Genomic DNA, 12,087 nt, shown 5'->3' with positions numbered 1-12,087 from the left:
ATGACGACGACAACGGCGCGCCGGGCGGGGATCGCGGTCGCGGCAGCGGCGGCACTGGTGTCGGTGGCCGCCTGCGGAGGGCCGGAGGACTCCACGGGGGCGGACGACGGCGGCAGGACCGCCGGGCAAGGAGTGGTGCGGGCCGACGCGGTCGCCGCGCTGCGCCTGGTGCAGAAGGAGACCGGGGGCGCGCAGTCGGCCGAGGTGGAGGGCACCACGACCATGGGCAGCACGATGTCCATGGAGCAGTCCGGTGTCATCGACTGGTCGGACGGGATGACCGGCGCCCTCACGATCACGTACACCGGCGGGACCATGGGGGACGCGCTGAAGCAGTCCGGCGGTGACGGCTCGATGCGGGCCCGCTACCTCGAGGACGAGTACTACGCCGACATGGGCGAGGCCTTCGCGGCCGAGGTGGGCGGCAAGCGCTGGATCCGCTACGCCTACGCCGACCTGGCCGAGCTCGGGGGCGCGTCGGGGGAGGTCCTCGCGGAGCAGATGCGCAACAGCACCCCGCAGCAGGGCGTGGACGCCCTGCTGGCCTCCGGCGACGTCGAGGAGGTGGGCCGGGAGCACGTACGGGGCGTCGCCACGACCCACTACTCCGGGACCGTGGACGTGGCCGAGCTGACCGCGAGGACCTCCGCTCCGGACGCCCGTCAGTTGGCCGCCTTCAAGGAGCAGCTCGGCCGGCTCGGCATCAGCAGGGAGACGGTCGACATCTGGGTCGACAGGGACGACCTGCTGGTGAAGAAGACCGAGAAGGCCACCACGAAGACCGGAGCGCTCAACTCGACGGTCTTCTACAGCCACTACGGCACCGACGTGTCGGTCGAGAAGCCGGCGGCCGGCGACACGGTCGACTTCAAGGAGCTGCTGGGGCAGCGGGGCGGCACGGCGGGAACCGCCTCCTGACCTCCGCGCCGACCCGTCAGGGCAGGCCGTAAACCTCTCGCACCGGTCGAACCGGGACGGATTTGCTCCGCACGGGTCCGGTCGCGTACGCTCCACAGGAAGCCAAAGACCGCTGGTCGTCACCGTGCCCTCGTGAGAGGCCGGTGACCGAAGGATCCGTCGAGAACGGGCGACCTGCGCAGGTGACTGTGGAAAGCTCCCGGACCTCGTCCGGTCGAGCTACGCCCTGGCGCCTGCGCCGGGGCGTTTCGTCTTTACCGGCCCCTTCTGAGCGGTCCTCATCACCCGGAAGGAGGCCGACGCTCATGGCAAGGCCCGACAAGGCTGCCGCGGTAGCCGAGCTGACGGACCAGTTCCGCAGCTCGAACGCCGCCGTGCTGACCGAGTACCGGGGTCTCACCGTGGCACAGCTCAAGCAGCTGCGCCGTTCGCTCGGTGAGAACGCCCAGTACGCCGTGGTGAAGAACACGCTGACCAAGATTGCGGCCAACGAGGCCGGGATCAACGCGCTGGACGACCTGTTCTCGGGTCCGACGGCGGTTGCCTTCGTCACCGGTGACCCGGTGGAGTCGGCGAAGGGTCTTCGTGACTTCGCCAAGGACAACCCCAACCTCATCATCAAGGGCGGTGTCCTTGACGGTAAGGCGCTGTCCGCCGATGAGATCAAGAAGCTCGCGGACCTCGAGTCCCGCGAGGTTCTGCTCTCCAAGTTGGCCGGTGCCATGAAGGGCAAGCAGTCGCAGGCTGCCGCACTCTTCCAGGCGCTGCCCTCGAAGTTCGTCCGCACCGCGGAAGCGCTTCGTGCCAAGAAGGAAGAGCAGGGCGGTGCCGGTACTCCGGCTCCCGCCGAGGCCGCCGAGTAATTTCGCTCAGCGGTCCAGCGGGCTCCACGTACGCCCGCCGACATATACATCCGGCACCTGCCGAATAGTGGAAGGACGCCTGTCATGGCGAAGCTGTCCCAGGACGACCTGCTCGCGCAGTTCGAAGAGATGACCCTCATCGAGCTCTCCGAGTTCGTGAAGGCCTTCGAGGAGAAGTTCGACGTCACCGCCGCCGCCCCGGTCGCCGCCGCCGGCGTTGCCGCGCCCGGCGCCCCGGCCGAGGCCGCTGCCGAGCAGGACGAGTTCGACGTCATCCTCACGGGTGCCGGCGAGAAGAAGATCCAGGTCATCAAGGTCGTGCGTGAGCTGACCTCGCTGGGCCTCAAGGAGGCCAAGGACCTCGTGGACGGCGCCCCGAAGCCCGTCCTCGAGAAGGTCGCCAAGGAGGCCGCCGAGAAGGCTGCCGAGTCCCTCAAGGGCGCCGGCGCCTCCGTCGAGGTCAAGTGACCCTGCGAGTCCTCTGACTCCTCAGGACCGTCTCTGCCGCGAGGCTGAGATGTCACATCGCGAAGGGCGATCACCCATCCGGGTGGTCGCCCTTCGGCGTGCGCCCGGAGGGCGCCTTGATCTTCCGTCGGCGGCGAGTAGGGTGATCTTTCGCCGTGCGTTTCTCCGGGGCGCAGTGAGGCGTCAACCCGCGTCCTCCGGGCGCAGGTGAAGATCGTCGGTCGTCCGCAGCGCCCCTCGGGGCCTTGACGAACCGCACGCGGCGCGCAATTCTCAGGACGCGTCGTCATCTCGATCCGCATCCGAGGCATGGATCGAGAGCGAAGAGGGCAGTAAAGAAGAGCGCACACCGCGCGAGGGCTATTCATAGGTGTTGAGAACAGCTGTTGAGAGCAACGTGGGTCTCTGAGAACCGCGACTGGACATCAGTGTGGCGTTTGGCTACACTGACCCTTTGCGCTGCCTGTTAGCTGCCTCCTGCCCGTCACCAGGGGCATGCCCACGCCCAGCACCGATGACCGGACCTTCCCTGATCTTGGGATCCCTGTCTCTGTGTACGGCTTGGGGCCGGTACGCGCGTAGTGAGTCCGAGCCCTCGGAAGGACCCCCTCTTGGCCGCCTCGCGCAACGCCTCGACCTCGAATACGAACAACGGTGCCAGCACCGCCCCGCTGCGCATCTCTTTTGCAAAGATCAAGGAGCCCCTCGAGGTTCCGAACCTCCTCGCGCTGCAGACCGAGAGCTTTGACTGGCTCCTCGGCAACGCCGCGTGGAAGGCTCGCGTCGAGGCTGCTCTGGACAGTGGACAAGACGTCCCCACCAAGTCCGGCCTGGAGGAAATCTTCGAGGAGATCTCCCCGATCGAGGACTTCTCCGGGTCGATGTCGCTCACCTTCCGCGACCACCGCTTCGAGCCCCCGAAGAACTCGATCGACGAGTGCAAGGAGCGCGACTTCACGTTCGCCGCGCCGCTCTTCGTCACGGCCGAGTTCACCAACAACGAGACCGGCGAGATCAAGTCCCAGACGGTCTTCATGGGCGACTTCCCGCTCATGACCAACAAGGGCACCTTCGTCATCAACGGCACCGAGCGTGTCGTGGTGTCGCAGCTCGTGCGCTCGCCGGGCGTCTACTTCGACTCCTCCATCGACAAGACGTCCGACAAGGACATCTTCTCCGCCAAGATCATCCCGTCCCGGGGTGCCTGGCTGGAGATGGAGATCGACAAGCGCGACATGGTCGGTGTCCGCATCGACCGCAAGCGCAAGCAGTCCGTCACCGTCCTCCTGAAGGCTCTCGGCTGGACCACCGAGCAGATCCTCGAGGAGTTCGGCGAGTACGAGTCCATGCGCGCCACCCTGGAGAAGGACCACACCCAGGGCCAGGACGACGCGCTGCTCGACATCTACCGCAAGCTGCGCCCGGGCGAGCCGCCCACGCGCGAGGCCGCTCAGACGCTGCTCGAGAACCTCTACTTCAACCCGAAGCGCTACGACCTCGCGAAGGTCGGCCGCTACAAGGTGAACAAGAAGCTCGGCGCCGACGAGCCGCTCGACGCGGGTGTGCTCACCAGCGACGACATCATCGCCACCATCAAGTACCTGGTGAAGCTGCACGCCGGTGAGACCGAGACGGTCGGCGAGTCCGGCCGTTCGATCATGGTCGAGACCGACGACATCGACCACTTCGGCAACCGCCGTATCCGTAACGTCGGTGAGCTGATCCAGAACCAGGTCCGTACGGGTCTCGCCCGCATGGAGCGCGTCGTGCGCGAGCGCATGACCACCCAGGACGTCGAGGCGATCACGCCGCAGACCCTGATCAACATCCGGCCGGTCGTCGCCTCCATCAAGGAGTTCTTCGGCACCAGCCAGCTGTCCCAGTTCATGGACCAGAACAACCCGCTGTCGGGCCTGACGCACAAGCGTCGTCTCAACGCCCTCGGCCCGGGTGGTCTCTCCCGTGAGCGGGCCGGCTTCGAGGTCCGTGACGTCCACCCGTCGCACTACGGCCGCATGTGCCCGATCGAGACGCCGGAAGGCCCGAACATCGGTCTGATCGGTTCGCTGGCCTCGTACGGGCGCATCAACCCGTTCGGTTTCATCGAGACGCCGTACCGCAAGGTCGTCGAGGGCGTCGTCACCGACGACGTCGACTACCTCACGGCCGACGAGGAAGACCGCTTCGTGATCGCCCAGGCGAACGCGACGCTGTCGGAGGACATGCGCTTCACCGAGGCGCGCGTCCTGGTCCGCCGTCGTGGCGGGGAGATCGACTACATCCCCGGTGACGACGTCGACTACATGGACGTCTCGCCGCGCCAGATGGTGTCGGTCGCCACCGCGATGATCCCGTTCCTGGAGCACGACGACGCCAACCGCGCCCTCATGGGCGCGAACATGATGCGTCAGGCCGTCCCGCTCATCAAGAGCGAGGCGCCCCTGGTCGGTACCGGCATGGAGTACCGCTGTGCCACCGACGCCGGCGACGTGCTCAAGGCCGAGAAGTCGGGTGTGGTCCAGGAGGTCTCCGCGGACTACATCACCGTGACGAACGACGACGGCACGTACACCACGTACCGCATCGCCAAGTTCATGCGGTCCAACCAGGGCACCTCGGTCAACCAGAAGGTCGTCGTCTCCGAGGGCGACCGGGTCGTCGAGAGCCAGGTGCTCGCCGACGGTCCGGCCACCGAGGACGGCGAGATGGCCCTCGGCAAGAACCTGCTCGTCGCGTTCATGCCGTGGGAGGGTCACAACTACGAGGACGCGATCATCCTGTCGCAGCGCCTCGTGCAGGACGACGTCCTCTCCTCGATCCACATCGAGGAGCACGAGGTCGACGCCCGTGACACCAAGCTCGGCCCGGAGGAGATCACCCGGGACATCCCGAACGTCTCCGAGGAGGTCCTCGCCGACCTCGACGAGCGCGGCATCATCCGCATCGGTGCCGAGGTCGTCGCCGGCGACATCCTCGTCGGCAAGGTCACGCCCAAGGGTGAGACCGAGCTGACCCCGGAGGAGCGCCTGCTCCGTGCGATCTTCGGTGAGAAGGCGCGCGAGGTGCGCGACACCTCGCTGAAGGTCCCGCACGGCGAGATCGGCAAGGTCATCGGCGTCCGCGTCTTCGACCGCGAAGAGGGCGACGAGCTGCCGCCGGGCGTGAACCAGCTGGTCCGCGTCTACGTCGCGCAGAAGCGCAAGATCACCGATGGTGACAAGCTCGCCGGCCGTCACGGCAACAAGGGCGTCATCTCCAAGATCCTGCCGATCGAGGACATGCCGTTCCTGGAGGACGGCACCCCGGTCGACATCATCCTCAACCCGCTGGGTGTCCCGTCCCGAATGAACCCGGGACAGGTCCTGGAGATCCACCTCGGCTGGCTCGCCAGCCGTGGCTGGGACGTCTCCGGCCTCGGTGACGAGTGGGCCCAGCGCCTGCAGGCCATCGGCGCCGACAAGGTCGCCCCCGGCACCAACGTCGCCACGCCCGTCTTCGACGGCGCCCGCGAGGACGAGATCACCGGCCTCTTCCAGGCCACGATCCCGAACCGCGACGGCGACCGGCTGGTCCAGCCCTCGGGCAAGGCCAACCTGTTCGACGGCCGCTCCGGCGAGCCGTTCCCGGACCCGGTCTCGGTCGGGTACATGTACATCCTCAAGCTGCACCACCTGGTCGACGACAAGCTCCACGCGCGTTCGACCGGCCCGTACTCCATGATCACGCAGCAGCCGCTGGGTGGTAAGGCGCAGTTCGGTGGTCAGCGATTCGGTGAGATGGAGGTGTGGGCCCTTGAGGCTTACGGCGCCGCATACGCCCTCCAGGAGCTCCTGACGATCAAGTCCGACGACGTCACCGGCCGCGTGAAGGTCTACGAGGCGATCGTCAAGGGCGAGAACATCCCCGAGCCCGGCATCCCCGAGTCCTTCAAGGTGCTCATCAAGGAGATGCAGTCGCTCTGCCTCAACGTGGAGGTGCTCTCCTCGGACGGCATGTCCATCGAGATGCGCGACACGGACGAGGACGTCTTCCGCGCGGCGGAGGAGCTCGGTATCGACCTGTCCCGGCGAGAGCCGAGCAGCGTCGAAGAGGTCTGACGGGTTGGCCGGCCGGATCCCCGTGATCCGGCCGGCTCTCCCCGGACCCGTTCAGACCATTGCTGAAGTGCCCCGATTTCTCGCGTGAGCGAGGGGGCTCGAACCCCCGAAAGAGGGATTGACGACAAGTGCTCGACGTCAACTTCTTCGACGAGCTGCGGATCGGCCTTGCCACCGCGGACGACATCCGGACCTGGTCCCACGGCGAAGTGAAGAAGCCGGAGACCATCAACTACCGCACGCTCAAGCCCGAGAAGGACGGACTCTTCTGCGAGAAGATCTTCGGTCCCACCCGGGACTGGGAGTGCTACTGCGGCAAGTACAAGCGTGTCCGCTTCAAGGGCATCATCTGTGAGCGCTGTGGCGTCGAGGTCACGCGCGCCAAGGTGCGCCGTGAGCGGATGGGCCACATCGAGCTTGCCGCTCCCGTCACCCACATCTGGTACTTCAAGGGCGTCCCGTCGCGCCTCGGCTACCTGCTGGACCTCGCGCCGAAGGACCTCGAGAAGGTCATCTACTTCGCCGCGTACATGATCACGTTCGTCGACGAGGAGCGCCGCACGCGCGACCTCCCGTCGCTGGAGGCGCACGTCTCCGTCGAGCGTCAGCAGGTCGAGAACCGCCGTGACTCGGACCTCGAGAACCGTGCCAAGAAGCTCGAGACCGACCTGGCCGAGCTCGAGGCCGAGGGTGCCAAGGCCGACGTGCGCCGCAAGGTGCGCGAAGGTGCCGAGCGCGAGATGAAGCAGCTGCGCGACCGTGCGCAGCGCGAGATCGACCGTCTCGACGAGGTGTGGAGCCGCTTCAAGAACCTCAAGGTCCAGGACCTCGAGGGCGACGAGCTGCTCTACCGCGAGCTGCGTGACCGCTTCGGCACGTACTTCGACGGCTGCATGGGCGCCGCCGCGCTGCAGAAGCGCCTGGAGTCCTTCGACCTCGACGAGGAGGCCGAGCGCCTCCGCGAGATCATCCGCACCGGCAAGGGCCAGAAGAAGACCCGTGCGCTCAAGCGCCTCAAGGTCGTCTCCGCGTTCCTGCAGACCAGCAACAAGCCCAAGGGCATGGTGCTCGACTGCGTGCCGGTCATCCCGCCGGACCTGCGTCCGATGGTGCAGCTGGACGGTGGCCGCTTCGCGACCTCCGACCTGAACGACCTGTACCGCCGTGTGATCAACCGCAACAACCGCCTCAAGCGTCTCCTCGACCTCGGTGCCCCCGAGATCATCGTGAACAACGAGAAGCGGATGCTGCAGGAGGCCGTCGACGCGCTGTTCGACAACGGCCGCCGCGGTCGCCCGGTCACCGGTCCCGGTAACCGCCCCCTGAAGTCCCTCAGCGACATGCTGAAGGGCAAGCAGGGCCGTTTCCGCCAGAACCTCCTCGGCAAGCGCGTGGACTACTCCGCGCGTTCCGTGATCGTCGTCGGTCCGCAGCTCAAGCTGCACCAGTGCGGTCTGCCGAAGGCGATGGCGCTGGAGCTCTTCAAGCCGTTCGTGATGAAGCGCCTGGTGGACCTGAACCACGCGCAGAACATCAAGTCGGCCAAGCGCATGGTCGAGCGTGGCCGCACCGTCGTGTACGACGTCCTCGAAGAGGTCATCGCCGAGCACCCGGTGCTGCTGAACCGTGCGCCCACCCTGCACCGCCTCGGCATCCAGGCATTCGAGCCGCAGCTGGTCGAGGGCAAGGCCATCCAGATCCACCCGCTCGTCTGCACCGCGTTCAACGCGGACTTCGACGGTGACCAGATGGCCGTGCACCTGCCGCTCTCCGCGGAGGCGCAGGCCGAGGCCCGCATCCTGATGCTGTCCTCGAACAACATCCTCAAGCCGGCCGACGGCCGTCCGGTCACCATGCCGACCCAGGACATGGTGCTGGGCCTCTTCTTCCTCACCACGGACGAAGAGGGCCGCAACGTCAAGGGCACCGACCGCTCCTTCGGCTCCACGGCCGAGGCGATCATGGCCTTCGACGCCCGCGAGCTGTCGCTCCAGGCGAAGGTCGACATCCGCTTCCCGGTGGGCACCATCCCGCCGCGTGGCTGGGTGCCGCCGGTCGCCGAGGAGGGCGAGCCCGAGTACCAGCCGGGTGACACCTTCCGGCTGCGTACGAGCCTGGGCCGCGCGCTCTTCAACGAGCTGCTGCCCGAGGACTACCCGTTCGTCGACTACTCGGTGGGCAAGAAGCAGCTCTCCGAGATCGTCAACGACCTGGCCGAGCGCTACCCCAAGGTCATCGTGGCGGCGACGCTCGACAACCTGAAGGCGGCCGGTTTCCACTGGGCGACCCGCTCCGGTGTGACCGTGGCCATCTCCGACGTCGTCGTGCCCGAGGCCAAGAAGGCCATCGTCAAGGGCTACGAGGAGCAGGACGAGAAGGTCCAGAAGCAGTACGAGCGCGGTCTGATCACCAAGGACGAGCGCACGCAGGAGCTCATCGCGATCTGGACCAAGGCGACCAACGAGGTCGCCGAGGCGATGAACGCGAACTTCCCGAAGACGAACCCCATCTTCATGATGGTCGACTCGGGTGCCCGAGGAAACATGATGCAGATGCGTCAGATCGCGGGTATGCGTGGTCTGGTGTCGAACGCGAAGAACGAGACCATCCCGCGTCCGATCAAGGCGTCCTTCCGCGAGGGCCTCACCGTTCTGGAGTACTTCATCTCCACGCACGGTGCCCGTAAGGGTCTGGCGGACACCGCCCTGCGTACCGCCGACTCGGGTTACCTGACCCGTCGTCTGGTGGACGTCTCGCAGGACGTGATCATCCGCGAGGAGGACTGCGGCACCGACCGCGGCCTCAAGCTGAAGATCGCCGTCAAGGGTGCCGACGGAGTCCTGCGCAAGACGGACGACGTCGAGACCTCGGTCTACGCCCGGATGCTCGCCGAGGACGTCGTCGTCGACGGCAAGGTCATCGCGCCTGCCAACGTCGACCTCGGTGACGTCCTGATCGACGCCCTCGTGGGCGCCGGCGTCGAGGAGGTCAAGACCCGCTCGGTCCTGACCTGTGAGTCCGCGGTCGGCACCTGTGCCTTCTGCTACGGGCGCTCGCTCGCCACCGGCAAGCTGGTTGACATCGGTGAGGCGGTCGGCATCATCGCCGCCCAGTCCATCGGTGAGCCCGGCACCCAGCTGACGATGCGTACCTTCCACACCGGTGGTGTGGCCGGTGACGACATCACCCAGGGTCTGCCGCGTGTCGTCGAGCTCTTCGAGGCGCGTACCCCCAAGGGTGTCGCCCCGATCTCGGAGGCGGCCGGCCGCGTCCGGATCGAGGAGACCGAGAAGACCAAGAAGCTCGTCGTCACCCCGGACGACGGCAGCGAGGAGACGGCGTTCCCGATCTCCAAGCGTGCCCGTCTCCTGGTCGGCGAGGGCGACGCGGTCGAGGTGGGCCAGAAGCTCACCGTCGGTGCCACCAACCCGCACGACGTGCTGCGGATCCTCGGTCAGCGCGCGGTCCAGGTCCACCTGGTCGGCGAGGTCCAGAAGGTCTACAACTCGCAGGGTGTGTCGATCCACGACAAGCACATCGAGATCATCATCCGGCAGATGCTGCGCCGCGTGACGATCATCGAGTCCGGCGACGCGGAGCTGCTGCCGGGCGAGCTCGTCGAGCGCTCGAAGTTCGAGACCGAGAACCGTCGTGTGGTCACCGAGGGCGGTCACCCCGCCTCCGGCCGTCCGCAGCTGATGGGTATCACCAAGGCCTCGCTGGCGACGGAGTCCTGGCTGTCGGCCGCCTCCTTCCAGGAGACGACCCGAGTGCTGACGGACGCGGCGATCAACGCCAAGTCCGACTCGCTCATCGGCCTCAAGGAGAACGTCATCATCGGTAAGCTCATCCCGGCCGGTACGGGTCTGTCCCGCTACCGCAACATCCGGGTCGAGCCGACCGAGGAGGCCAAGGCCGCGATGTACTCGGCCGTCGGCTACGACGACATCGACTACTCGCCGTTCGGCACGGGCTCCGGCCAGGCCGTTCCGCTGGAGGACTACGACTACGGTCCGTACAACCAGTAGCAGTGAGTGAGAAGGGCGCCCACCCCCGCCGAGTACCGGCGTACGGGGGTGGGCGCCCTTCCGCGTGCGGTGGGCCCGCCCCCGGCGGGTCAGCGCACGTTCTCCCACAGGGCCAGGGCGAGGGCGAACATCGCGGTGAGCGCGCCGACGCTCGCCAGCGGCCAGCGGGAGCGTTCCAGCGCGTCGAGGCGGGCCTCGTGGTCCGCCAGTTGCTTGTCGGTCTGGTCGCTGCGCTGCACCAGCAGCGCCAGCTGGCCGTCGGCCCGGGCGAAGCCGGCCTCCAGCGAACCGCGCAGGCGCTCCAGCTCCAGGGCGACGGCGACCGGGTTGTTCGGATCAGTCTCGGTCATGGGCGGCTCCCACGGTCTCGTGTCCGGGCGGCTCGGTACGGAGCCAGGCCGGAAGAAGTCCCTGCACTCCCGGTACGGCCATCACCCGGGTCAGCGCCCCCGCGACGGCCAGGGTCCCGGCGACCCAGGGCAGGGCCGCCGGGAGCCCGGACGCGTCGACAAGCGCGGGCAGAAGCACGGCAAGGGAGAGGGCGGTCTGGACCAGGGTCCGGGTGGTGCGGCGGGTGGCGTCGGACATGGTTGCGGGTTCCTCATCTCGTGTGCGGGACCTTGAGGGCGTTCCAGGAGGCGCGGCCCGGCACCCCGTCCGCGTCGCTGCCCCGGAAGCCGAGCTTGCGCTGCCAGGCGGCGTACGAACGGCGGTCGGCGTCGGTCCAGCGGGGGCCCGGCCCCGTGGCGTAGGCCGAGCAGCCTTCGGCGACCAGCCGGCGGCCCATCGCGGTGATCACCGGCGAGCTGGTGCGGGCGGTGAAGAACGGGGCACCGGGGAACGGCTGGTAGCGGGGGGTGGGCGTGCCGCCGGAAGGCCGGTCCGCGGGCCGGCCGCTCGCCGGGGCACTCAGCCGGGCGGTGACGCGGTCCCGCAGTGACGGCATGGTGAAGCCGCGCGGGTCGACCTTCCGGTCGGACCACTCCAGGTGGCCCACGACACTGCGCGCGGTCCAGCCGTGGGCCCGGCAGAGGGCCGCCGAGACGCGCTCGATCGCGTCGAGCTGGGCGGCCGGCCAGGGGTCCTCGCCGTCGCCGAGGTTGACGCACTCGAAACCGTAGAAGCGGGCGTTGCCGTCGACGGCCCCCGCGCTGCCCTCGTGCTCCCGGGGAGCGGGTGGGCGGTCGCCGTAGTCCTCCGTGAGCACCCGGCGCAGCACGGCCGGATCGCCGCCGCCGGCGTGGTTGGCGCGGCCGTTGCCGACGAGGTGGACGGTGCCGGCCTTGTCGATGACTCCGTGGCAGAGCGGGCCGGGCAGGGCGGCGTGGCCGTCGTAGCAGAGCTCCACGGACGCGTCGGTGCCTTTGCTGACGGTGTGGTGGATCATCACGCCGTTCAGCGGGCCCCAGGCGCCCTTGTGGTTGCGGTTGTGGGTGCGCCAGCTCCTGTGCTCGACGACGTCGACGCCTTCGGCGCGCAGCGCGGCGAGCAGGGCTGATGCGGACAGGGGTGTGGCCATGGGAGTCCTTCGGTGGTGGTTCGGCCGGGGAGGGCGCGCGGGGTGCGGCAGCGGATGACGCCATGATCGGCCAGGACGCGGTCAACACCGCCGAGGCATTCCGCGACGGTGTCGGCTTCGACGGCGTGGTGCTCTCCAAGCTCGACAGGACGCGAAGTACACGTTCCTCAAGGTCACGGCCCCGCCGGTGGAAC

General features: G+C 67.9%; 8 protein-coding genes and 1 pseudogene. 6 read left to right on the top strand and 3 right to left on the bottom strand.

Features of this window, described 5'->3' with window-relative positions; all coding sequences use genetic code 11:
- From ABZ371_RS01325 to ABZ371_RS01305, 5 genes are all read left to right on the top strand, one after another.
- Complete coding sequence (locus ABZ371_RS01325) at positions 1–918, top strand: hypothetical protein (RefSeq protein WP_358672522.1); 918 nt, start codon at positions 1–3, stop codon at positions 916–918.
- A 305-nt stretch (positions 919–1,223) separates the two neighbouring features.
- A complete protein-coding gene (gene rplJ, locus ABZ371_RS01320) occupies positions 1,224–1,781 on the top strand; it encodes a 50S ribosomal protein L10 (RefSeq protein WP_358672521.1) in 558 nt (185 codons plus the stop codon).
- A gap of 84 nt (positions 1,782–1,865) precedes the next feature.
- Positions 1,866–2,249 (top strand): 50S ribosomal protein L7/L12, encoded by a 384-nt coding sequence (rplL, locus tag ABZ371_RS01315; RefSeq protein ID WP_069171190.1) that lies wholly within the window; start codon positions 1,866–1,868, stop codon positions 2,247–2,249.
- 611 nt (positions 2,250–2,860) lie between these two features.
- Positions 2,861–6,346, top strand: a complete 3,486-nt coding sequence (gene rpoB, locus ABZ371_RS01310) for a DNA-directed RNA polymerase subunit beta (protein ID WP_358672520.1) — start codon at positions 2,861–2,863, stop codon at positions 6,344–6,346.
- A gap of 128 nt (positions 6,347–6,474) precedes the next feature.
- Positions 6,475–10,374 (top strand): DNA-directed RNA polymerase subunit beta', encoded by a 3,900-nt coding sequence (locus tag ABZ371_RS01305; RefSeq protein WP_358672519.1) that lies wholly within the window; start codon positions 6,475–6,477, stop codon positions 10,372–10,374.
- A gap of 89 nt (positions 10,375–10,463) precedes the next feature.
- Here ABZ371_RS01305 and ABZ371_RS01300 read toward each other — a convergent pair whose 3' ends face one another.
- From ABZ371_RS01300 to ABZ371_RS01290, 3 genes are read right to left on the bottom strand one after another with little or no spacing between them, the layout of a single operon-like run.
- Positions 10,464–10,724 (bottom strand): hypothetical protein, encoded by a 261-nt coding sequence (locus tag ABZ371_RS01300; RefSeq protein WP_358672518.1) that lies wholly within the window; start codon positions 10,722–10,724, stop codon positions 10,464–10,466.
- Positions 10,711–10,962 (bottom strand): hypothetical protein, encoded by a 252-nt coding sequence (locus ABZ371_RS01295; RefSeq protein ID WP_358672517.1) that lies wholly within the window; start codon positions 10,960–10,962, stop codon positions 10,711–10,713. Before ABZ371_RS01295 ends, ABZ371_RS01300 begins: the two co-directional genes overlap by 14 nt.
- Positions 10,963–10,975: 13 nt before the next feature.
- Entirely contained in the window at positions 10,976–11,893 is a 918-nt protein-coding gene (locus ABZ371_RS01290) for a peptidoglycan-binding protein (RefSeq protein WP_358672516.1), read from the bottom strand.
- A 56-nt stretch (positions 11,894–11,949) separates the two neighbouring features.
- On the opposite strand from ABZ371_RS01290, the pseudogene ABZ371_RS01285 reads away from it, so the two are divergent.
- Positions 11,950–12,087 (top strand): annotated as a pseudogene (locus ABZ371_RS01285) (hypothetical protein); the annotation flags it as partial.

Origin of the sequence: Streptomyces sp. NPDC005899 (assembly GCF_040629645.1) — a bacterium.
Classification (GTDB): Bacteria; Actinomycetota; Actinomycetes; order Streptomycetales; family Streptomycetaceae; genus Streptomyces.
Note: the sequence above shows the minus strand (reverse complement) of the source record. Positions and strands in the feature narration are given on the sequence as shown.